Genomic DNA, 21,362 nt, shown 5'->3' with positions numbered 1-21,362 from the left:
CTGAAAGGCGCGATCATCCCTGCGTCGCGGCAGGGGAGCAAGCTCAACCCAGCATGGCTACACCGCGATGTTGTCGATCAGGCGCGTGCTGCCGAGCCGTGCCGCCACCAGCATCCGCATCGGGCCTTCCTTCAGCGAACCGATCGGCGCCAGCGAGGCGGCGTGACGAACCTCGAGATAATCGAGCACGAAGCCCGCCTTGGTGATCAGCGCGGCGCCGGCGGCCATCGCGGTTGCGGTGTCCTCGCCGGCACGCAGGCGGCCTGCCGTTTCTTTCATCACCCGATGCAGCTCGGGGGCGGTGCGCCGTTCCTCCGCCGAGAGGTAGACGTTGCGTGAGGACATCGCGAGGCCATCGCGTTCGCGCACCGTTTTGGACCCGATCACCTTGACGCCGAGGTCGAGGTCAACAGCCATCTGGGTGACGACCCGGAGCTGCTGGAAATCCTTCTCGCCGAAGATCGCAACGTCCGGCCGGACCTGGGTGAACAGCTTGCCGACCACGGTGGCCACGCCGCCGAAGAAATGCGGCCGGAAGCGATCCTCGAGTCCGGCGGTGGCCGGACCCTCCGGCACGATCCGGGTGGCGAAGCCGTCCGGATACATCGCCTTCACCTCCGGATGCCAGATCAGGTCGACGCCTTCGGCGGCGAGCTTGGCGACGTCTTCCTTCCAGGTGCGCGGATAGGAGCCGAAATCTTCCGTCGGCGCGAACTGGGTCGGGTTGACGAAGATCGAGACGACGACCCGCTTGGCGCGGCGCTTGGCAAGCCGTACCAGCGACACATGGCCGTCATGGAGGGCTCCCATGGTTGGGACCAACGCGACGGCCGCCTTCTTGGCGCGGAAGGCGTCGACGGCGCGACGAAGGGCAGGGACGGTACGGACGACGGTGGGATTTCTCGGCATCTGGTCTCAACTCGTGGGCGATCGGGGTGGGATGTTTGCGGTTCGGCGGGTGGCGCAGCTTACCAAGTCCGCACCGCTATCGGCAAACCGCCGTGTCGCGACCAGCCTTACCCGATCCCGGACGCGCGTGGATCACGCAGTCATGCCGCCGATCGACGCAGCCATCTTGCCTGATCGATTCATCATTAAGGACGGCTGCAACTGATTTCCTCTCGCGGTGATGCATTTCACTTGACCGCAGCCGTGCGCGATTTGAAGATCATTGCCGGGGTTTGAATCATGTTGGTGCAGGCTAGTCAGGGTCAGTCCGGCTCCGCACATGTCATCGTGCTGGGCAACGAGAAGGGTGGTTCGGGCAAGTCGACCACCGCCCTGCATATCGCGGTCGCGCTCTTGAAGGCCGGACAGCGCGTCGCCAGCATCGATCTTGATTGCCGCCAGCAAAGTTTCACCCGCTACATCAATAATCGCCAGGCCTGGGCGCGGCGCTCCGGGCTCGATCTCGAGCTCCCGGCGCACCACTGCATCAAGTACGGCGAGACGATGCAGATCGAGGAGAACGAGAACGCCGAATTCCTGCAGTTCATGGCGGCGGTGAGCGCCGTGGAACGCGCCCATGATTTCATCGTCATCGATACGCCGGGCTCGGACAGCTACCTGATGCGGCTCGCGCATTCGATGGCCGATACGCTGGTGACGCCGATCAACGACAGCTTCCTCGATTTCGACGTCCTGGGCACCGTCGATGCCGCGACCTACGCGGTCACCGGCGAGAGCCACTATGCCGAGATGGTGCGCGACACCAGACGCAAACGGCGCCAGCTCGACGGCGCCTCGACCGACTGGATCGTGGTGCGCAACCGCCTGTCGATGCTCGGCTCGCGCAACAAGCAGCTGGTCGCCGACGGCCTGAAGCAGCTGTCGCTGCAACTCGGGTTCCGTTCGGTCGACGGCTTTGCCGAGCGGGTGGTCTATCGAGAATTCTTCCCGCGCGGGCTGACGGCGCTCGACGACATCGACGAGGCGACGCTCGGCACCCGCCCGAATCTCGGGCACGTCACCGCGCGCGAGGAGGTGATGGGCCTATTACGCCAGCTCAAGCTGCCGCTCGACGAGCGCGGCCGCCGCCGGGCCGCCAACCGGGCGGAATGGTTCAGCCAGGTCGACAAGCCGCTGGAAGTCCACGACATCATCGGCAGCTAGCGATCGTGAGCAGCAGCGCGTTGATGGCGATCGATCTGGGTTGTCGGGGCGCGGCCGTCGGATTGTCGTTGCTGATCGCCGGCGTGTTGCTGCGCGACCGCAGGGACACGCCGGCGCGCCTGAGCGCCGCCCTGCTGGTCGCCGTCGCGGCATCAGCGATTTCCTCAGCGCCGGGATTTCCGCGGCCATGGCCATATTGGAGCCTGATCCTGGCCGCTCTGTCCAGCAGCGGGGCGGTCCTGCTCTGGCTCTGGGCGCGCGCGACCTTCGATGACGATTTCGTGCTGCGGCCCTGGCATGGTGCCTTGCTGGTCGCCATTCCCGGCGCGCAACTGTTTGACGTCTGGCCCGCAAGAACCGTGCTCAGAGGTGACCTCGATCAACCGCTGTCGTTGGTCTATCTCGGCCTCGCTCTCTTGGCTGCGGCGCAGATACTCCCGACGTGGCGCCTGGACCTGGTGGCGGGACGACGGCGGTTGCGCGCCGTCGTCCTGGTCGGCGCGGTGACCTATAGCCTCGCGGGTTTTTTTCACGGCCTTTGGCCCGCGTTCGGCTCCTCCGTTTGGAGCATCGCCAACGCGGTTGGGCTCTGGGTGCTGCTGAGCCTCAGTGGATGGAGCCTGTTTCAGGCGGCCAGAATGCAGCAGGCATCCGCGTTTCTGCCTACCACGGACAGGGTTCCGGGCGAGACCAGTGCTGTGGCACCTGGAGAGGATAAGCCGTCCGCGGTCGACGCCGAATTGCTGCGCCGGTTGCAGCGGCTGATGACCGTGGAATGCGCCTATCGGCGTGAAGGACTGACCATCGGCGCGCTGGCCGCAGAGCTCGGCGTTCAGGAATACCGGCTGCGGCAGTTGATCAATGAAGGGCTCGGGCACCGCAACTTCAATGCCTTCCTCAATGGCTACCGGATCGATGAAGCCAAGGCGGCCCTGGCCGACCCCGGGCAAAAGCAAGTGCCTGTGCTGACCATCGCCATGGATGCCGGATTCCAGTCGGTCGGCCCGTTCAATCGGGCCTTCAAGGCGGCCACCGACGTGACACCGACTGAATTCAGACGGCTCGCGCTGGCAAAGCACGCGTCCGACCCGCTCGAACCGGATGACGTCCGAGGAATCGGCCAGCCGGACTGAGGTATCGGCCAGCCGAGTGACGCATTGATGCGCTTGTGGCTCGATTCTTATTCCTGACGCGTTTCAGTTCGGCTCCAGCACCGTCATCCGGAACGGCCCGCCATTGGCGGCCGCATGTGCCACAGCGTCGTTGACGTGATCGAGATCGAAGGTCGTCACCTCGAACTGATCGAGTTGCAACAGGCCCGCGCGGACGAGGTTGACGAGCCCGAAGGTGGCCTCCGGCGGATACATCCAGACACCGTGAATGCTGATGCATTCGCGCATGATCCAGGGATAGGGCAGGTCGAGCCCGGGTCCGCCCTGCATGCCGACACCACCCATCAGCACGACCCGTCCGTAAGGGCGCACCGTCATGATCGCGGCGCGGACGGTGGTCGTCGAGACCGACGGCGGCATCAAATCCAGCACGCAGTCGATCGGCCCCGGTGCAGCCTTCCGCATGCGTTGGCGATCGTCGTCTTCGTTGCCGCTGAGCTTGACCGGGCGCACGCGCGGTCCGAACCGCCGGACCAGATCGGCCAGCACCTTCTCGTTACGGCCTGGCGCAACGATGCAGGCGGCGCCCATCGCGAGCGCAACGGCGACGCCGGCGCTGCCGAAATTGCCGGTGGCGCCGCTCACCAGCACCGTCTCTCCCGGCTGCAGCCGCGCCGCCAGCAAGCCGCCATAGGGTACGAGGCAGGTGCCGAGCGCGCACCATGACGGCGCGTCGGCCGCATCGATGCTGCCGATCCGCTTGACGTTCTCGGTCGGCACCAGCGTCTGCTCGGCGAACGAGCCGTGGCGGAAGTGGCGTTGCAGGCGCAGCCCGCCTTCGCCGCGCGCGCTCCAGCCCTGCAGCGTGATGTCGGGCGAGATAGAGTCGTCGCGCGAGCGGAAGGTGGGATCGCAATAGACCCAATCGCCCGCGACGAGATGCGTCGCGTCCGGCCCGACGGCGCGCACCCGGCCGATCGCGCCGGGCCCGGGAACGGCCGGCAGCTCGAGCAGGTAGTTGCGTGCGCCGCTGAACACCTCGTCGGCATAGGACAGCACGCGGGTCGCGTTCACGTCGACGACGACTTCGCCGGTGCCGATGACCGGCGCGGGAATCTCCTCGATCGCGAGCTGCGAACCGAACGACTTCAAGATTGCTGCTTTCATTTGATCTCTTCCTTGTCTCGCACTTGCCTCGCGCTTGGGCTGAGATCGGCATGATCGTGCGGTCCGTTGCAGCGAAGAAGACCTGGTATTATCCTAGGATAATCAGACCCACGCAGAGGGAGCCCGGGATGGCCACCGCACGGCAAAGCGAGCTTGGTGATTTCCTGCGATCGCGGCGAGCGAAGCTGACGCCCAAGCTCGCCGGCGTGCCGGTCGGCCGGCGGCGCCGAACGCCCGGCCTGCGCCGCGAGGAAGTGGCTGAACTCGCCGGCATCGGGGTCGACTGGTACATCCGCCTCGAGCAGGGACGCTCGGTGAGCCCGTCGGCCACCACGATCGACGCGCTGGCGCGGGCGCTGCGGCTGAGCAAGGCCGAGCACGCGCATCTGCGGGCGCTCGCCAAGGACGGCGATCGCCGGCCGTTCGTGGCCGAGATCGTGCCGCCTGCGATCCGCCGCACGGTCGAGAGCCTCAACCAGCCGGCCTATGTCACGGGACGGCGATGGGACGTGCTGGCGTGGAATGCGGCCGCCGAGGACGTCTTTGCCTTCGGCCGCCTGCCTGAAGGCGAGCGCAACACCCTGATCTGCATGCTGACCAATCCCGAGACCCGCCGGCTGTTTGCTGCCGGCTGGGGCGAGGAGGCGCGGCGGATGGTGGCCCAATTCCGCCGGACGCACGACCTCTGGGCCGGAGATCCGGCCTTCCTCGACCTGCTGACGCGGCTGCGCGGGGGCTGCCCGGAATTCGATGCGTGGTGGGGAACCCACGATGTCGGCAGCAGCGTCGCCGGCCGGAAGACGCTCAGCCACCCCAGGCGCGGCCGGCTGCGTTTCGAATACGCCAGTTTCCAGGCCAATGACGATCCCGGCCTGAAACTGGTCATTTACACCGAAATCGGTTGAAATCCGTGGTTTTCCGGTGATTTTTGCCACAGAGTGGCCAAAAAGCCGGAACAAAGCAGCCGAAATCTGGTTTGACTCGGGATGCCATCGTTCCCTTATCCGGCATGCCGGCAGGTGAGGTGCTGCGGTGCCGTCGCGCCAATGCGGTAGAAGCAAATGCACAAACTATAGGTGCAGCGCACAACGTTATGGCGTCGAAGCCACAATATTTGGACTTCCTGTCACGGCGCTGTGACATATATTCTAAAAAAGGAGGCCGAAGAGCTTCCGGCGAAAATCAGCCCTGTAAGGCGGGCGCCTTGAGGACGTCATGAAGCGTGGAATTTCCGTTCTGCTTTCGCTCTGCGTGGTGGTCACTGCGGCTTACTTCACCGCGAGCAAGTGGGCGATCCGTCACGAAACTCTCATGTTCAAGGATCCGACGCGCGATGAGCGGCCGGTCGCAGTCGACGTTGCCGTGCGCTTCGACAAGGAGATGCAGGCCGACGCTGGCATGATCAAGTTGCCGGTTGCGATCCTCAATCATGGCAATACCGTCAAATTCACCGAATATTCCTTCCTCGCGAACGTGTTCGCAGCGCGCGGCTATCTGACCATCAGCATTCAGAACGACCTGCCGTCGGACGGACCGATGGTGACCAAGGTCGGCGAGATCTATGTCGGCCGCTTGCCGCAATATCAGCGCGGCATCACCAACATCAAATTCGCGATCGAGGAGATGAAGAAGCGTCACCCGAACGCCGATTACAGCAAGCTGACGATGGTCGGCCATTCCAATGGCGGCGACATCGCGATGTATTTCGCCAAGCAGTATCCCGACGAAATCAAGAAGGTGGTGACGCTGGACAATCTGCGCGTGCCGTTCATGACCGACGGCAGGTTCAAGATTTTGTCGTTCCGTTCCCACGACTCGCAGTTCAAGCCTGATCCCGGCGTCGTTCCCGATGCGGAGGAGTGCGAGAAGGCCGGCATCACCGTTGTGAACACCAACTTCCAGCACAACGACATGCGCGACACCGGGCCCGAGAAGGCCAAGGACTCGATCCAGGCGATGCTCGATAAATTCCTTGCCGATACCGACAGCGATGTCGCGGCGGTCGACACAAGGAATGCGCCGCCGAAGATTCTGGAGCCCGGTCCCGTCTCGCTCTACGTGCCGATCGAGAAGCGTCAGACCTTCACCGACAAGGTCAAGAAGTCGCTCTCGCTGACCAAGACCGAGACGAAGAAGGACCCGTCGATCACCAATTGACGGCGCCGCCCGGGATCCCATCCGGGCAGAGGGGCCCGCGATCTTGATCGATCCGCTACGTTGACCAATCCCATGGCGCGGCCCACATAGTGTTTGCTGCACGAGGCAAGCGCTGATGGCCGGCAAGACAATCAAACCGACATCCGGAAGCGATGTACGCCCGGCCGACACTCCGGACGTGCCGTCGTCGACCGCGAACGACATCGCCGCGTTCGTGGCGAAGGCGCGGGCGATGTCGCCGCATCGCGCCGGCGCACGCGGCCGGTTGGTGTTCGCGCTCGACGCCACGATGAGCCGGCAGCCGACCTGGGACATGGCATGCACGCTGCAAGCCGACATGTTCCGCGAGGCCGGCTCGCTCGGCAGCCTCGATATTCGCCTGGTGTACTACCGCGGCTTCAATGAATGCCGTGCCACCGGCTGGATCTCCGACAGCGCGCAGCTCGCGCGGCTGATGACCAAGATCGATTGCCAGGGCGGCAATACCCAGATCGGCAAGGTCTTGTCGGAGACGCGCCGCGAAGCGGTCGGATCAGGCGTGCGCGCGCTGGTGTTCGTGGGCGACGCGATGGAGGAGAGCGTCGACGACCTCTGCACCAAGGCTGGCGAGCTCGGCCTGCTCAAGGTACCGGTCTTCATGTTCCAGGAAGGTCACGACGCGGCTGCCGAGCACGCGTTCCGCGAGATCGCGCGGCTGACCGGCGGCGCATGGTGCAGGTTCGATCCCGGCGCAGCCGCGCAGCTCCGCGAGCTGCTGCGCGCCGCCGCGGCCTATGCCGCGGGTGGCCGCGAGGCGCTATTGCAGCTGGCCAAGACCGCAAGCGGAGCGGCGAAGCTGATCGGCCAGATGAAGTAGGGGGTGCGCCGCGTCAGGCCCCGCCTGACGTCACGGTCTTTGCAATTGCGCCGAGCAACGCCGACATGGCGGCGGTCACTGCCTGGGTCGTCTCCGCAACGCCGTGCCGTTCGGCGAGCCAGGCCGGATCGTTGTAGGAGAGCCAGGTGTCGCCGCCGGTGTCCTGCCAGACCAGCGCCTTGAGCGGCAGATCGATCCCGATCGTTTGTGTGGCCTGCATCAGCGGGGTGCCGCCCTTCGCATTGCCGAACACGAAGAGCTCGGTGGGGCGGAGCGCGAGACCGGCGCCGACGGCGCCCGCGGCGTGATCGATTTGCGCAAACAGGGTCAGCCCGAGCGTCTCGAGTTCGGACTTGAGCCGATCGGCCGTTTGCTTCGGCCCGACATTGCTGCGAAGGCTGATCAGTCCGTCAATCGCCATCGACTGTCCTCCGGTGCGGTCGGCGCAAGCTACTCAATGGCGGGGGCCGGCGCCACGCGGTTGCGCTTCACGCTCCGGTGAGACGAAGCTTCGCATGCTTTTTGTCGCCGGGCCGCCTATATTCTGCGCATGCCAACCCTGATCGCCGGCGTCGTCGCAATTGTCGTCCTGTATTCCGCGCTGCAGATGTTTCGTGCGGCCAATCCCGCCGTGCTTGCGCGCGCGATCAAGATCGGAGGCGGGGTGCTAGCGCTCGCCGTTGCCGCCTTTACCGGCGTGCGGGGCGAATTGGCGGTGGCGATTCCGCTCGGCATCTTCGGCGCCGGACTGCTCGGCTGGTCGCCGTTCGGCAACACCGGTTTCCCCAATTTCGGCGGCATGTTCGGTGGTTCGCGTAGTGCGGGGCAGAGCTCGCGGGTGCGCTCGCAATATCTCGACATGAGCCTCGATCACGGCAGCGGTGTGCTCAGCGGCCAGATCGTGGCCGGACCGCAGGCCGGCCGCACGCTCGACGAGTTCGACCTGTCGCAGCTCCTGGCGATGGTCCCGAGCTTCGACGCCGAGAGCGTCGCGCTACTTGAAAGCTATCTGGACCGCCGCTTTCCCGCCTGGCGTCAGGACGCGCAGGGCCACCGGGCAGGGGGGCAGGGCCGTGCGGCGGCGAGCGGCAAAATGACCGAGGAGGAGGCCTATCAGATCCTTGGCCTGCAGCCGGGCGCGTCGCGTGACGACATCAGCCGGGCTCACCGCACCTTGATGAAGAAACTCCATCCCGACCAAGGGGGCTCGACGTACCTCGCGGCCCGTGTGAACGAGGCCAAGGACACTCTGCTTCGCACGCATCTCTAACTCCGGCTACGCCAACAACGCCACAGCCGAGAGCTGCCTTCCGTCTCTGATCGACGCCCTGTCTGGCCTGCCGCTGTCCGGCGTGACCGATCTTCTTTCGGGAAAACTTAACCGTAAAAGCTTGACGAGAAGTTTCATGATTGCGCCGCGCGCTGACGGCCCGGCTTTTCTTGTGGCGGCATGCAAAGCAAAAGGCCGGCGCTTTTGGCGCCGGCCCTTTGAGATCAGCAGTCAAAAGCGTTTTCGAGCGAAATGGATACCGGTTCGCGTGAAGAAAACGCGTCAAAACAAAGAAGCGAGAGTTTCGGTTCTGATTCAATCAGAAACGAAACTTCGGCGTCGATCAGTTGCGAACGGTGATGCAGGAAATCTCGGCGCGCTTCAGCGTCTTGCAAGCCGCTTCGGCCTGGTCACGCTCGAGACCGGCAAAGCGGGCGCGGTAAAGCTTGCGATTGTCCTTGGCGACGACCTCGGTGAACGGATCCGCCTTGCTGAGCAGGCCGCGGGCCGAGCTGCGCGCGAGGTCGATACGCTTGTTGGCCTCGCCCTCGGTCTCCAGCGCACCAACCTGGATGATCCAGCCGGTGTGCGCGGCGCTCGGCTTGGCGGCGCTGGTCTGCGGCGCGGCCTGCAGGCTGCGGGTGGGCTGCTCGATCGACGCCACGGCCTGAGGCGCCGGCGGGGCGGGCGCACGCACGGCCGAAGCCGGCAGCACGCCGAGGATGCCGTTGCCGGTGCCGAAATTGGCCGGCTGCGGCGGCATCTCCGGTCTCGAGGTCTCGGCGGCGCGCGCCATCATCGCATTGGAGGTCTCGGGGATCTCGCCGCGCGACAGGATCGTGCTGGTGATCGGGGGCGCGGCCTGCGCCGGGCCGGCAGCGGCGAGCTTGATCTGGCCGGCCTTGACCTGGACGGTCTTCACCTTGACCGGCTTCATCGGTTCAGCCGAGCCCGGGATCGCGGCGATCGGCTGGGTCTGGATCACGCCTGAGGTCAGAGGCGCCGGCTCGGGCTTGGCCTGTGGCTCCGGCTTTGCCGGGGGCGGCGGCAGGGCGGCGGCTGCGGCCGCCATCAGGGAGGGCTTGGCCGGGCGCGGCGCCGGCATCGGGGCAGGCGCGGCGGGCTCCGCCGCTGCGACCGGCGTGGTCTCCGCCGAAGCGCGCGCATCGTCCGCATCGGCGACCTCGACATTGGCGTCGGCCGGATTGCGTTCGGTGATCGCGGCGGCCGTGCGGGTGGTCGCACCCTTGCCGATATTCTCGGCCAGCAGGTTGCGCATGATGGCGTCGCGGGAACCGCCGCTGCGGCCGCCGAGCACCACGCCGACCAGGAAGCGATTGCCGCGGTGGATCGAGGTCACGAGGTTGAAGCCGGAGGCGCGGGTGTAGCCGGTCTTGATGCCGTCGACGCCCTCAACGCTGCCGAGCAGGCGATTGTGACCGGTGATGGTGTGGCCGCGGAAATTGAAAGCCGTCGTCGAGAAGTAGCGATAGTAGCGCGGGAAGCGGTCCTGGATCGCGCGGCCGAGCGTCGACTGATCGCGCGCAGTGGTGATCTGCTCGTCGTTCGGCAGGCCCGAGGCGTTGCGATAGGTGGTCCGGCTCATGCCGAGCGCGCGGGCCTTGCGGGTCATCATGCGGGCGAAATCGTCTTCGCTGCCGCCGATCGCCTCGGCGATCACGACTGCGGCGTCATTGGCGGAACGGGTGACCAGGCCCTTGATGGCGTCTTCGACCCTGATGGTCTGGCCGGGCCGCAGGCCGAGCTTGGTCGGGTCCTGTTCGGAGGCGTGCTCCGACACCGGCATCTCGGTGTCGAGCTTCATCTTTCCGGAATCGAGGCGCTCGAACAGCAGATAGAGCGTCATGATCTTGGTGAGCGAGGCGGGATGGCGCAGGCCATCGGGACTGTTTGATGTCAGCACCGAGCCGGTGTTGCCGTCGACAATGATCGTCGCGAATTGCGGGCTGTAGCTTTCGCGCGCGGGCTCGCTGTTGTGGTGCCGTGCGTAGTGGCGCCGGTGCCGGCGCGCCTCCGCGCTATCACTGGTGATCAGGATCGCCGTCGTGACGGTAACGAGCCCAAGAACGCCAACTCGCAGCGCCCGCGAGGAGGCCAAGGTTGTTCGAAGCATCTACTTCCCCGTCCCAATTTCTATCTAGATCACTGGCTCGTGAGGCGAAATTGTGCCCGGCGGCCATCGATCCTTGCCTGCGCAACCAACCACTTCGGGCAGAACCCATTCGCCGCGGTGGCCGCTCAGGTCGCTCTTCTAGCTAAGGTGTTGTTCACAAACAGCTTTCGGAGCCGTCTGTTGGAAGGCGAACAAGAGCCCGGGAATCAGGTTAGGCGGACCGAGTTTCCAAAAGATTAAGCAACCGTTGCGCAGTTGCCCGGGGTTTAGCGCAAATGCCGAAGATTCGGGCTGTCTGATTGTGCGTTGCACAATATTTGTTGACTTTATTGTGCGATGCGATATTCCTATTGCCGTCAGGGGGCCGGGAGCTTCCCGGCATGGGAATTTGCGCGTTCAAGTCTGGGAAAAGGACATTCTATCCATGGTCAAGATCGAAGACATTCAGAGCTACGGCAAAGAGCATATGGAGTCGGTTACCGCCTCCGCGAATAACCTGCAGAGCGGCGTCCAGGCCATTGCCACCGCCTATGGCGACTATGCCAAGAAGTCCTTTGAAGACACCAAGTCGTTCGTCGAGAAGCTGTCGGGCGTGAAGTCGCTGGACAAGGCGCTCGAGGCGCAGACCGAGTACCTGCGCTCGTCCTACGAGACCTTCGTCGCGGAATCGCAGAAGATCGCCGGCCTGTACAGCGACTGCGCCAAGCAGACCTTCAAGCCCTATGAGGGCCTGGTCTCCAAGTTCACGCCGGCTGCTCAGTAAGCCTCACAGATAAAGACAAACGAAAAGCCCGGCCGTTGCGGCCGGGCTTTTTTGTTGTGCGTGAAGCGGGCGGTTACTTCGCCAGCCGCAGCTTGCTCAGCGCCGTTCCGATCGAGTTGAACGCCGTCACGATCTGGGTGGAGCTGGTCAGCATGTAGAATTTGTCGGCGCTGCTCGCACAGTTCTGCAAGACGGTCGAGGTCGGATCGGCGGGCGTGCCGGTGTTCACCTGGATTGTGTAGATGGTGTACATCGGCCGGCCGCCGCTATCCGTCGCGGCCTTCAGATTCTGGCACATCAGCGCCTGCCTTGCGTCGATCGGATTGCCGGAAGCCTGCGAGCTGCCGTCGCCGTAGTCGGGCCAGCGGTCCTCGGTGTTCAGACCGTCGGACAAGAGAATGATGACCCGGTTGTAGGTCGTATTGGAATCCTCCGCCGGTGCGTTCAGCGGACCGCCCACCAGCAGCGACTGCCAGGCCCAGGCCAGTCCGACCGCCTGGTTGGTGCCGCCGGTCGGCTGCATGGCGTTGACCGCATTCTTGAGCGTAGTCCAGCTGTAGCTTAGCGGAATGATCGCCTCGAGCGGCGTCGAAACGCTGGTGTTGCAGTAGTAAGTGCTGTTCTCATAGTACTCGTTGGCCGGGAACAACGTGGTGACGTCGGACGACGCCGGCAGCACGCCGGTCGCATCGTTCGGCTGGGTGCGGTCGGCGACGCAGCCCGTCCAGTTGCTGATCGGATTGGTGGACGCCTGCCGCCAGTCGTTCTGCACGGTGGGTGTCTGGGTGGTCGCGGTCCATTTGTTGTTGGTCCATCCGACAACGGCGCTGACGCGGGGCTGGCCCAGATTGTCGGTCGTGTCGTTGGGGCCTGGCTGCGTCCAGTTGTGGGTATAGATATAGCCGGAGCACGACTTGACGCCGCCGCTGGTCGCGCAACTGCAGCCGGAGACGGCGTTGCCCGTGGAATCCGTTGGGCAGGCGCAGGACGACGACCCCGTGCAGAATACCTGCGCGGTGGTGCCGACCTGTGTGCTTACCCAGCAGCCATTGTAGCGCGTGTGCGAGTTGGCATCGACGCTCGGGCAGATGTAGCCGGAATAGGTCCCGCTCGAGGGGATGTAGTTCGTGGTCGACGTGCTGGTCGGGTTCTTGACGCAGCTGAAGCCGCCGCTGCTGGTGGTCCAGGGGCATTTCGCACCCGGTCCGACCGCATGCCAGTTCATCGGCAGGCTTGCCTGCATGGTGCCGTTGGCGGGCTGCGTGGTCGGCGGATTGAGCCAGTCGGTCCAGTCGATCCAGCTCTGGCCGGAATTGCTGGTGCCGACGTTGACGACCTTGGCGAACGGAATGACGGAGATGTAGACGTCGCCGTTGCTCTTGCTCAGCGCGCTGAGCTGGTCGATCAGTCCGCCGGTTGCGGCCACCGCGTTGCGCAGCGCGGTAATCTTGCCGTCGTCCTTCATCGATCCCGTGTTGTCGAGGGCGAGCGCGACGCGCATCTTGACGTTGCCCCAGGTGGTGGTCGTCGAGCTGCTGAAATTCATGGTCGGGAAACCGGCAAGCTGCATGAAATCGGATTTGATGAAGCCGGATCCGTTCAGCAGAATGGTCGCCGCCGTGCTGGCGGTCGGGGTCGTATAGGTCGCCGAGACGGCAATGCCCTGGCCGTCCTTGTTGGTATAAAGGCCGGCGAAATAGGTCTGCGCCTTGCTCGGGATCTGGGCGGCCGTGATGCTGCCCATGGTCAGATCCTTGGACAGCATCAGTGCGGTCGAATCGAGCGCTGCCTGCATCGACGAGCGGGCGGTGTTGGCGCGGGTGTAGTCGATCGCGGCACCCACGAAGGCGATCAGCGGCAGGATTGCGAGGGTGAAGATCACCGCGACATTGCCGTCAGTTGCCCCGGAAAACCGGCGGGCAGCCGAGCGGAAGCGATTGAAAATGGCTGAACCAAGCATGGGGCTCTCGTCAAAATGGATTGCTGGGCCATCTCTACGCGCGCGGCTAAACAGATGGTGAATCGGGCTGGGGAAACCCGGCAGCCGGCCCTGCGGAAGGCTCAAAATCGGGGCAAAAGCGTTCGCTATCCTCAATGGCGTCTAAATTGGCTGCCCGAGTCCTTTGTCAAATCAGGCAGAAATGATTAACCTTCCGAGGGTTGCCGCGCCGGGAATCGGACCGGTGGGCCGCTGCGGTTCTGCGCTTGCGGCAGGGCGTCGCGAGGCCCATATTCGGGAGGTCGATCCGGCCGCCGGATCGAACCGGAAGCGGCAATCTGGAAAGCATTGCTGGGGGTTCCGCGATCCGTCTTGCGGCCATCGCGACCACCTTCCAATCGCCAACCGGTTTCCCTTGGGGAATTCGAACGCCTGAGCCATGTTGCGACTTACGTCTACAGCCCTGATCTCCGAGCCGGTTTCGTCCATGCCGGCGGTCGCCGCCGCGCACGCGCCGACAATGAGCAATGACGACAACCGCAACGGCGCGGGCACCGGCCCGTCGACCTCGGTCATCACCAAGGTCAAGCCGAAGACCAAGCGCCCGAACCTGTATCGTGTCCTGATCCTGAACGACGACTACACGCCGATGGAGTTCGTCGTTCACGTGCTGGAACGATTCTTCAACAAGGACGCCGAGGCGGCGACCAAGATCATGCTGCATGTTCACCATCACGGGATCGGTGAGTGCGGCGTGTTTACCTATGAGATCGCCGAGACCAAGGTGACGCAGGTCATGGACTTCGCGCGCAAGCATCAGCATCCACTGCAATGTGTGATGGAAAAGAAGTAGTTCGCTGGAACGATTGACCCGCCGCGGGCCGCGGAACGGGTCTTGCATCGCGTTTTATGACGCAACCGCGCGTCCCGTATGATCACGGGCGTGGACCGCATGCGACGTTCCGGTGCCTGCAATTTAGAGGAAAACCATCGTGTTGGGGCCGGTCTTTCGCCACGATCCGTCGTAACTATATCAATGGCGATCACGAAGGTTGTTATTGCCTGACCCGGTAATGGCGATCATGATGGCCGGGGGCCATAGAGGACGCGAATGCCTACTTTTTCTCAAAGCCTTGAACAATCCTTGCATCGTGCATTGGCGATCGCGAACGAGCGTCACCATCAATACGCGACGCTCGAACATCTGCTGCTGTCGCTGATCGATGACTCGGATGCGGCGGCGGTGATGCGGGCCTGCAGCGTCGATCTCGACAAGCTCAGGACCAGCCTCGTCAATTATCTCGAGACCGAATTCGAGAACCTGGTGACCGACGGCGCCGACGATGCGAAGCCGACGGCCGGGTTCCAGCGCGTGATCCAGCGCGCGGTGATTCACGTCCAGTCGTCCGGTCGCGAGGAAGTGACCGGCGCCAATGTGCTGATCGCGATCTTCGCCGAGCGCGAGAGCCATGCTGCGTACTTCCTGCAGGAGCAGGACATGACGCGCTACGACGCCGTCAACTACATCAGCCACGGCATCGCCAAGCGGCCCGGCGTCTCCGAGGCGCGGCCGGTGCGCGGCGTCGACGAGGAAACCGAGACCAAGGGCAACGAGGACGCCAAGAAAAAGGGCGAGGCGCTCGATACCTATTGCGTCAACCTCAACAAGAAGGCGCGTGACGGCAAGATCGATCCGGTGATCGGCCGCAATGCCGAGATCAACCGTGCGATCCAGGTGCTGTGCCGCCGCCAGAAGAACAACCCGCTGTTCGTCGGCGAAGCCGGCGTTGGCAAGACGGCGATCGCCGAAGGCCTCGCCAAGCGCATCGTCGACAGCGATGTGCCGGAAGTGCTGGCGGCCGCGACCGTGTTCTCGCTCGACATGGGCACGCTGCTGGCCGGCACCCGCTACCGCGGCGATTTCGAGGAGCGGCTCAAGCAGGTCCTGAAAGAGCTGGAGGCGCACCCGAACGCCATCCTGTTCATCGACGAGATCCACACCGTGATCGGCGCCGGCGCCACCTCCGGCGGCGCGATGGACGCGTCCAACCTGCTGAAGCCGGCGCTGGCCTCGGGCACGATCCGCTGCATGGGCTCGACCACCTACAAGGAATACCGTCAGCACTTCGAGAAGGACCGCGCGCTGGTGCGGCGCTTCCAGAAGATCGACGTCAACGAGCCGACGGTGGAAGACGCGATCGCGATCCTCAAGGGCCTGAAACCCTATTTCGAGGATTACCATCGGCTGAAATACACCAATGAGGCGATCGAGGCGGCCGTCCAGCTGTCGTCGCGCTACATCCACGACCGCAAGCTGCCCGACAAGGCGATCGACGTGATCGACGAGTCCGGCGCGGCGCAGATGCTGGTCGCCGAGAGCAAGCGCAAGAAGACGATCGGCATCAAGGAGATCGAGACCACGATCGCGACCATGGCGCGGATCCCGCCGAAGAGCGTGTCGAAGGACGATGCCGAGGTGCTGAAGCATCTCGAGCAGACGCTGAAGCGCACGGTGTTCGGCCAGGACAAGGCGATTGAGGCGCTGGCTGCGTCGATCAAGCTGTCGCGGGCCGGCCTGCGCGAGCCGGAAAAGCCGATCGGCTCGTATCTGTTCTCGGGCCCCACCGGCGTCGGCAAGACCGAGGTCGCAAAGCAGCTGGCAGCCTCGCTTGGCGTCGAGCTGTTGCGTTTCGACATGTCCGAATACATGGAGCGGCACACCGTGTCGCGCCTGATCGGCGCGCCTCCCGGCTATGTCGGGTTCGACCAGGGCGGCCTGCTCACCGACGGCGTCGACCAGCATCCGCATTGCGTGGTGCTGCTCGACGAGATCGAGAAGGCGCATCCGGATCTGTACAACGTGCTGCTGCAGATCATGGACCATGGCCGGCTCACCGACCACAACGGCAAGCAGGTCAACTTCCGCAACGTGATCCTGATCATGACCACGAATGCGGGAGCGGCCGACCTCGCGCGGCAGGCCTTCGGCTTCACCCGCTCGAAGCGGGAAGGCGACGACCACGAGGCGATCAACCGCCAGTTCGCGCCGGAATTCCGCAACCGGCTGGATGCGATCGTCTCCTTCGCGCACCTCAATGCCGACGTGATCGGCATGGTGGTCGAGAAGTTCGTGCTGCAGCTCGAGGCGCAACTCGCCGACCGCGACGTCACGATCGAGCTGTCCGAGCCCGCCAAGGCATGGCTGATCGAGCACGGCTATGACGAGCAGATGGGCGCGCGTCCGATGGCGCGCATCATCCAGGAGCACATCAAGAAGCCCCTCGCGGATGAGGTGCTGTTCGGCCAGCTCAAGGGCGGCGGACATGTCCGCGTCGTCCTGGTCAAGGACGAGGCGACCGACAAGGACAAGATCGGCTTCGAATATGTCGAGGGCCCTGTCACGCCGAAGCCGGAAAATCTGCCGCCGCGCAAGCGCAAGCCGCCGAAGGGCGGTCCCAACAACGGCGGCGGAGGCGGCACCAAGGGGCCGGCCTCGAAGGGGCCGATGGTCAAGGCCTGAGGCGCCAGCGAACGATTAATTAAATGAAAGGGCCGGCTAACAGCCGGCCTTTTTGTTCGCGGCGATGGAGGGCGCGCGGCGTCACTCGCCCTTTAGGCGCTGGCCCTCATGGACTCGCACTTGGTCGGCGCCGCGGCTGCCGACGGATGACAGCCGCAGCGTGCTGAGCACTGCACCGACCAGCGCAAAGCCGACGCCGACCATGAGCGAGAGCCTTGTGCCGTCGGCCGGATAGCGCGCCAGCAGCAACGCCACCAGGGCGGCGCCGATGGTCTGTCCGAGCAGGCGCGCGGTGCCGAGCATGCCGCTGGCGCCGCCCGAGCGCTCGCGCGGGGCGGCGGCGATCATGGTGCGGTTGTTGGGGGTCTGGAACAGGCCGAAGCCGGCGCCGGCGAGCGCCATGCGCCAGATCACGTCGATCGGCGTCGCGTGGGCCGGCATGAATGCCAGCGTGCCCAATCCCAATGCGAACAGCAGTAGGCCGATGCCGCCGAGCAGGCCGGCTGGATAGCGCTCGACCAGCCAGCCGGCGAGCGGCGCGGCGAATGCGACCGCGATCGGCCAGGGCGTGATCAGGAGGCCGATCTGCACCGCGGAATATCCGAAATGGTTCTCGAGGTAGAAGGGCATCGCGACAAAGGCCAGCATCTGGCCGCAGAACGAGGCGATCGAGGTGCCGATCGACAGCGCGAAGATCGGGATCCGCAACAGGTCGACCGGCAGCAGCGGCGAGGGCAGATGCTGCTGCCGCCGGTACAGCAAATGCGAGGCGACCGCGGCTATGGCGAACTCCAGGGCGCAGAGATACAGCGCCTCGCCATGGCCGGCGCTGTCGATCGCGCTGATGCCAAATCCGAATGCGATGGCGCTCATCGCAGCGCTTTGCCAGTCGAAGGCGTGCACGGCGGGCATGGTATGCGGCAGAAAGCGCCAGCCCAGGGCCAGCGTGATGATGCCGAGCGGGACGTTGATGGCGAACAGATAGGGCCAGGTCCCGATCGCCAGGATGAACGAGGCGATGGTCGGGCCGACCGCGGCCGAGATCGCGACGACCAGCGCGTTGACGCCGATGCCGCGGCCGAGCAGCGAATGCGGATAGATAAAGCGGACCAGCGCGGTGTTGACGCTGAGGATTCCGGCGGCGCCAAATCCCTGCAGGATGCGGGCAACCGTCAGCAGCGGCAGCGTGTGCGACAGCGCGCAGAACAGCGAGGCCAGCGTGAACAGCACGAGCCCCGCCAGATAGACCCGGCGATAGCCGATGATCTCGCCGAGCGAGGCCAGCGGCAGCAGCGAGATCGTGATCGCCAATTGGTAGCCGTTGACGATCCAGATCGAGAATGCGGGGCTGGCGTCGAGATCCCGGGCGATGGTCGGCAGCGCCACGTTGGCGATCGAGCCGTCGACGACGGCCATCACGAGGCCGAGCGCGATCGTGAGAATGGCCCAATTGCGCTGCGGCTGCGGCAGCCCGTCGGGATGCTCAATGATCGCGGACGACATGTCGTGAAGTTGCTCTCGGTTCCAGCATCGGCGGGCTTACCGGATGCTGGATTAGCCTGACCTTTGCAACCCCCGAAATGGCAGACGCCGGCAGCGATCGAAACGAGGCCGGCGAGCCGCGCGTGGACGCCTTAGCCCTGACCGAGCAACTCCTTGATGCGACGTTGCAGCTGCCGCTTCTTGATCTCGCTGCGGCGGACCCGCTCGTCGAGATCGCTGACCGGCGTGTCCGAGGTCATGATCCGGAAGGCGAGGCCGACCTTGTTGGCCTGGCGCCAGATCAGGCGCGCGAGGAACGAGCGGCCCTTGCGCGCAATGCTCAGATTCATCTCTTCGGGCAGCCGCGTGGCGTCGCCGAATTCGACGCAGGCGCCACCTTCGCTGATGTTGCGGACGACACAATCCATCGTCGAGCCGCGCTCATTGATCTCCGCAACCGCACCGTAAAGTACCTTGTCGCGTGGGCTCTGGCGCCGGTCCTGCATGGGAAATACTCCAAATGAACGGCAGGAATGTACCGCTCCGCCAAAGCGAAAAGAAGGGTACCAACGGAACCCGTTGCAGTTAGTGTAAATTGTTTGCATGTGTTAAGGTCCGGATTCCCGGCTATTTTGCGCCGCAAAGGACCCGGAAGTCAGTTCGGCAGCCGGCTGTGCCGCCAATCGCGCGGCGACAGGCCGTAATGGTCGCGGAACACGCGGCCGAAATGCGAGAGATCGTTAAAGCCCCAGGCGAACGCGATCTCGCCGATATGGCGATGGGCGTGCGCCGGCGAGGCGAGGTCGCGCCTGCAGCGCTCCAGCCGCTGCGCCAGCACGAAGCGCTGGAACGAGGTGTCCTCGTCGGCGAGCAGGCTGTTGACATAGCGCGGCGAGATGCCGAGCGCGGCGGCGGTCTCGGTGAGGCCGAGATCGGGGTTTTGCAGGTGCGCGAGCACATGCGCCTTCAGCCGGTAGAGCAGCGCCGAGCGGTGCGTCGAGGCCTGTAGCGCCGCGCCGCCGAGCCGTTCGCTTATCGCCATCGCGAGCAGGTCGGCGGCCTGATCGGCGAGGCGGATCGCGCTGTCCGGATCGAGCTTGTCGGCGACGTCGGAGAGGCCCGAGATAAACTGCCAGGCCAGCCGCTGCACCGGACGATCCGATGAGAACGTGGTCGCGGTGAGGCCCTGCGTGCCGGCAAAGCGCCGGTGCAGCATCGCGCGCGGCACCTGGAAGATGGTTTGGGTGAAGTCGTCGTCGAAGCGCAATTCATAGGGCCGCGTGGTGTCGTAGAACGCGAACTCGCCCGGCTGGATCACGGTCTCGCGGCCGTCCTGCAGCACGGCGCCGCAGCCGCGCTGGCCGAGCGCGACGAGGACAAAGTCCTCGCTGGCGCGCGCGATCCGCGACGGGGTGCGCAGCACCCGCTGCTGGCCTGACGAGACGACCGAGCATTTCGCCGCGCCGAGTTGCGCGCTGGTGATGGCGCCGTGGAAGGCGCTGCCGAGCTCGGACTTGCAGTCGAGCTGCACGAACACGTCGCAGACGATGTCCCGCCAGAGCGCGAGGCGCCGATGCGTGGGCGCGTTGTCCGTGGTGAACAGGGCCGGCATGATTTCCTCCCTTCACGAGTGCAAACGCTGACCACTCCAACAAAGCAAGCTTCGTACCGGGGACGGCTGGGGAATCGCCTCCGCAGTCGAATTTTCCTTCCGTCCTGGTCGAACGGCATTCCCGGTCCCGGGGCAGCATGATGTCAGAGGCTGATAGGGCCGATCAAGTACGAACCGGCCGGAATGGCCGGCGCGAGGAGGACATCATGGGTATCGAACATCCGAAATATCGCGTTGCGGTGGTGCAGGCAGCACCGGCCTGGCTCGACCTTGACGCCTCCGTTGCGAAGAGCATCGCGCTGATCGAGGAGGCCGCCGCGAAAGGGGCAAAGTTGATCGCGTTCCCCGAGGCCTTCATCCCCGGCTATCCCTGGTACATCTGGCTGGACTCGCCGGCCTGGGCGATCGGGCGCGGGTTTGTGCAGCGCTATTTCGACAATTCGCTGAGCTATGACAGCCCGCAGGCCGAGAAGCTGAGGCTGGCGGTGAAGAAGGCCGGCATGACCGCAGTCCTCGGCCTGTCCGAGCGCGACGGCGGCAGCCTCTACCTCGCACAATGGCTGATCGGACCCGACGGCGAGACCATCGCCAAGCGGCGCAAGCTGCGGCCGACCCATGCCGAGCGCACCGTCTATGGCGAGGGCGACGGCAGCGACCTTGCGGTGCATGACCGCCCCGGCATCGGCCGGCTCGGCGCGCTGTGCTGCTGGGAGCACCTGCAGCCGCTGTCGAAATACGCGATGTACGCCCAGAACGAGCAGGTGCATGTCGCGGCCTGGCCGAGCTTCTCGCTGTACGATCCGTTCGCGCCGGCGCTCGGCTGGGAGGTCAACAACGCGGCCTCGCGCGTTTATGCGGTCGAAGGCTCCTGCTTCGTGCTGGCGCCCTGCGCCACGGTCTCGCAGGCGATGATCGACGAGATGTGCGACCGCGAGGACAAGCACGGGCTGCTGCATGTCGGCGGTGGACACGCGGCGATCTACGGGCCGGACGGCAGCTCGATTGCCGAGAAACTGCCGCCCGATCAGGAAGGCCTGCTGCTCGCCGATATCGATCTCGGCGCGATCGGGATCGCCAAGAACGCCGCCGATCCGGCCGGGCATTATTCGCGCCCCGACGTGACGCGTCTGCTGCTGAACAAGAAGCCCTCGAAGCGGGTCGAACATTTCGCGCTGCCGCTCGACAGTTTTGAGGAGATCGACGCGGCCGCGAGCTGAAGCATCGGGAAATCCAAACGG

18 protein-coding genes are annotated in these 21,362 nt (G+C 64.8%); 10 read left to right on the top strand and 8 right to left on the bottom strand.

All coding sequences use genetic code 11. The features are described from left to right. Nucleotides 1-57: 57 nt before the first annotated feature. The gene (gene panC / locus G6P99_RS27130) at nucleotides 58-909 is read right to left on the bottom strand and encodes a pantoate--beta-alanine ligase (RefSeq protein WP_029083277.1); all 852 of its coding nucleotides are present in this window, start codon (nucleotides 907-909) and stop codon (nucleotides 58-60) included. Nucleotides 910-1,188: 279 nt separating this feature from the next. On the opposite strand from panC, the gene G6P99_RS27125 reads away from it, so the two are divergent. Next, on the top strand, nucleotides 1,189-2,112 hold the full coding sequence (locus G6P99_RS27125; RefSeq protein ID WP_029083278.1) for a division plane positioning ATPase MipZ: 924 nt from the start codon (nucleotides 1,189-1,191) through the stop codon (nucleotides 2,110-2,112). A gap of 23 nt (nucleotides 2,113-2,135) precedes the next feature. Beyond that, a complete protein-coding gene (locus tag G6P99_RS27120) occupies nucleotides 2,136-3,245 on the top strand; it encodes an AraC family transcriptional regulator (RefSeq protein WP_035977590.1) in 1,110 nt (369 codons plus the stop codon). A 63-nt stretch (nucleotides 3,246-3,308) separates the two neighbouring features. Here G6P99_RS27120 and G6P99_RS27115 read toward each other — a convergent pair whose 3' ends face one another. Then, a complete protein-coding gene (locus G6P99_RS27115; protein ID WP_029083279.1) occupies nucleotides 3,309-4,391 on the bottom strand; it encodes a zinc-binding dehydrogenase in 1,083 nt (360 codons plus the stop codon). A gap of 128 nt (nucleotides 4,392-4,519) precedes the next feature. On the opposite strand from G6P99_RS27115, the gene G6P99_RS27110 reads away from it, so the two are divergent. The 3 genes from G6P99_RS27110 (at nucleotide 4,520) to G6P99_RS27100 (ending at nucleotide 7,404) form a co-directional block, all read left to right on the top strand. Then, complete coding sequence (locus G6P99_RS27110) at nucleotides 4,520-5,296, top strand: helix-turn-helix transcriptional regulator (RefSeq protein ID WP_029083280.1); 777 nt, start codon at nucleotides 4,520-4,522, stop codon at nucleotides 5,294-5,296. A 310-nt stretch (nucleotides 5,297-5,606) separates the two neighbouring features. Next, a complete protein-coding gene (locus tag G6P99_RS27105; RefSeq protein ID WP_051346556.1) occupies nucleotides 5,607-6,548 on the top strand; it encodes an alpha/beta hydrolase family protein in 942 nt (313 codons plus the stop codon). Nucleotides 6,549-6,663: 115 nt separating this feature from the next. Continuing rightward, nucleotides 6,664-7,404 (top strand): hypothetical protein, encoded by a 741-nt coding sequence (locus G6P99_RS27100; RefSeq protein ID WP_029083281.1) that lies wholly within the window; start codon nucleotides 6,664-6,666, stop codon nucleotides 7,402-7,404. Nucleotides 7,405-7,417: 13 nt separating this feature from the next. Here G6P99_RS27100 and G6P99_RS27095 read toward each other — a convergent pair whose 3' ends face one another. Next, nucleotides 7,418-7,825, bottom strand: a complete 408-nt coding sequence (locus G6P99_RS27095) for a DUF302 domain-containing protein (protein WP_029083282.1) — start codon at nucleotides 7,823-7,825, stop codon at nucleotides 7,418-7,420. A gap of 129 nt (nucleotides 7,826-7,954) precedes the next feature. Between G6P99_RS27095 and G6P99_RS27090 the strand changes: the two genes are divergently transcribed. Next, on the top strand, nucleotides 7,955-8,674 hold the full coding sequence (locus tag G6P99_RS27090; protein WP_029083283.1) for a DnaJ domain-containing protein: 720 nt from the start codon (nucleotides 7,955-7,957) through the stop codon (nucleotides 8,672-8,674). Between the two features lie 343 nt (nucleotides 8,675-9,017). Here the strand turns inward: G6P99_RS27090 and G6P99_RS27085 are convergent, their stop codons facing one another. Continuing rightward, on the bottom strand, nucleotides 9,018-10,808 hold the full coding sequence (locus G6P99_RS27085; protein WP_029083284.1) for a D-alanyl-D-alanine carboxypeptidase: 1,791 nt from the start codon (nucleotides 10,806-10,808) through the stop codon (nucleotides 9,018-9,020). A 424-nt stretch (nucleotides 10,809-11,232) separates the two neighbouring features. Here G6P99_RS27085 and G6P99_RS27080 point away from each other — a divergent pair, with 424 nt between their 5' ends. Next, nucleotides 11,233-11,571 (top strand): phasin family protein, encoded by a 339-nt coding sequence (locus tag G6P99_RS27080; protein WP_029083285.1) that lies wholly within the window; start codon nucleotides 11,233-11,235, stop codon nucleotides 11,569-11,571. Nucleotides 11,572-11,644: 73 nt separating this feature from the next. Here G6P99_RS27080 and G6P99_RS27075 read toward each other — a convergent pair whose 3' ends face one another. Continuing rightward, complete coding sequence (locus tag G6P99_RS27075; RefSeq protein ID WP_029083286.1) at nucleotides 11,645-13,531, bottom strand: TadE/TadG family type IV pilus assembly protein; 1,887 nt, start codon at nucleotides 13,529-13,531, stop codon at nucleotides 11,645-11,647. Nucleotides 13,532-14,030: 499 nt separating this feature from the next. On the opposite strand from G6P99_RS27075, the gene clpS reads away from it, so the two are divergent. Further along, on the top strand, nucleotides 14,031-14,363 hold the full coding sequence (clpS, locus tag G6P99_RS27070) for an ATP-dependent Clp protease adapter ClpS (RefSeq protein WP_029083287.1): 333 nt from the start codon (nucleotides 14,031-14,033) through the stop codon (nucleotides 14,361-14,363). A gap of 258 nt (nucleotides 14,364-14,621) precedes the next feature. After that, a complete protein-coding gene (gene clpA, locus G6P99_RS27065; RefSeq protein ID WP_029083288.1) occupies nucleotides 14,622-17,030 on the top strand; it encodes an ATP-dependent Clp protease ATP-binding subunit ClpA in 2,409 nt (802 codons plus the stop codon). Nucleotides 17,031-17,111: 81 nt separating this feature from the next. Here clpA and G6P99_RS27060 read toward each other — a convergent pair whose 3' ends face one another. From G6P99_RS27060 to G6P99_RS27050, 3 genes are all read right to left on the bottom strand, one after another. Then, complete coding sequence (locus tag G6P99_RS27060) at nucleotides 17,112-18,533, bottom strand: MFS transporter (protein WP_051346557.1); 1,422 nt, start codon at nucleotides 18,531-18,533, stop codon at nucleotides 17,112-17,114. A gap of 131 nt (nucleotides 18,534-18,664) precedes the next feature. Further along, the gene (locus G6P99_RS27055) at nucleotides 18,665-19,018 is read right to left on the bottom strand and encodes a PilZ domain-containing protein (RefSeq protein WP_029083289.1); all 354 of its coding nucleotides are present in this window, start codon (nucleotides 19,016-19,018) and stop codon (nucleotides 18,665-18,667) included. 149 nt (nucleotides 19,019-19,167) lie between these two features. Continuing rightward, on the bottom strand, nucleotides 19,168-20,124 hold the full coding sequence (locus tag G6P99_RS27050; protein ID WP_165124002.1) for a helix-turn-helix domain-containing protein: 957 nt from the start codon (nucleotides 20,122-20,124) through the stop codon (nucleotides 19,168-19,170). Between the two features lie 206 nt (nucleotides 20,125-20,330). Here G6P99_RS27050 and G6P99_RS27045 point away from each other — a divergent pair, with 206 nt between their 5' ends. Then, complete coding sequence (locus tag G6P99_RS27045) at nucleotides 20,331-21,341, top strand: carbon-nitrogen hydrolase family protein (protein ID WP_029083290.1); 1,011 nt, start codon at nucleotides 20,331-20,333, stop codon at nucleotides 21,339-21,341. Nucleotides 21,342-21,362: the final 21 nt, after the last annotated feature.

This window comes from Bradyrhizobium sp. 6(2017), assembly GCF_011058295.2.
Taxonomy (GTDB): domain Bacteria; phylum Pseudomonadota; class Alphaproteobacteria; order Rhizobiales; family Xanthobacteraceae; genus Bradyrhizobium; species Bradyrhizobium septentrionale.
Note: the sequence above shows the minus strand (reverse complement) of the source record. Positions and strands in the feature narration are given on the sequence as shown.

Coding starts and splice junctions, on each gene's coding strand:
- panC (WP_029083277.1), bottom strand. CDS start 909: ATGCCGAGAAATCCCACCGTCGTCCGTACCGTCCCTGCCCTTCGTCGC.
- G6P99_RS27105 (WP_051346556.1), top strand. CDS start 5,607: ATGAAGCGTGGAATTTCCGTTCTGCTTTCGCTCTGCGTGGTGGTCACT.
- G6P99_RS27080 (WP_029083285.1), top strand. CDS start 11,233: ATGGTCAAGATCGAAGACATTCAGAGCTACGGCAAAGAGCATATGGAG.
- G6P99_RS27055 (WP_029083289.1), bottom strand. CDS start 19,018: ATGCAGGACCGGCGCCAGAGCCCACGCGACAAGGTACTTTACGGTGCG.
- G6P99_RS27125 (WP_029083278.1), top strand. CDS start 1,189: ATGTTGGTGCAGGCTAGTCAGGGTCAGTCCGGCTCCGCACATGTCATC.
- G6P99_RS27050 (WP_165124002.1), bottom strand. CDS start 20,124: ATGCCGGCCCTGTTCACCACGGACAACGCGCCCACGCATCGGCGCCTC.
- G6P99_RS27085 (WP_029083284.1), bottom strand. CDS start 10,808: ATGCTTCGAACAACCTTGGCCTCCTCGCGGGCGCTGCGAGTTGGCGTT.
- G6P99_RS27115 (WP_029083279.1), bottom strand. CDS start 4,391: ATGAAAGCAGCAATCTTGAAGTCGTTCGGTTCGCAGCTCGCGATCGAG.
- G6P99_RS27120 (WP_035977590.1), top strand. CDS start 2,136: ATGGCGATCGATCTGGGTTGTCGGGGCGCGGCCGTCGGATTGTCGTTG.
- G6P99_RS27060 (WP_051346557.1), bottom strand. CDS start 18,533: ATGTCGTCCGCGATCATTGAGCATCCCGACGGGCTGCCGCAGCCGCAG.
- G6P99_RS27090 (WP_029083283.1), top strand. CDS start 7,955: ATGCCAACCCTGATCGCCGGCGTCGTCGCAATTGTCGTCCTGTATTCC.
- clpS (WP_029083287.1), top strand. CDS start 14,031: ATGAGCAATGACGACAACCGCAACGGCGCGGGCACCGGCCCGTCGACC.
- G6P99_RS27100 (WP_029083281.1), top strand. CDS start 6,664: ATGGCCGGCAAGACAATCAAACCGACATCCGGAAGCGATGTACGCCCG.
- G6P99_RS27095 (WP_029083282.1), bottom strand. CDS start 7,825: ATGGCGATTGACGGACTGATCAGCCTTCGCAGCAATGTCGGGCCGAAG.
- clpA (WP_029083288.1), top strand. CDS start 14,622: ATGCCTACTTTTTCTCAAAGCCTTGAACAATCCTTGCATCGTGCATTG.
- G6P99_RS27110 (WP_029083280.1), top strand. CDS start 4,520: ATGGCCACCGCACGGCAAAGCGAGCTTGGTGATTTCCTGCGATCGCGG.
- G6P99_RS27075 (WP_029083286.1), bottom strand. CDS start 13,531: ATGCTTGGTTCAGCCATTTTCAATCGCTTCCGCTCGGCTGCCCGCCGG.
- G6P99_RS27045 (WP_029083290.1), top strand. CDS start 20,331: ATGGGTATCGAACATCCGAAATATCGCGTTGCGGTGGTGCAGGCAGCA.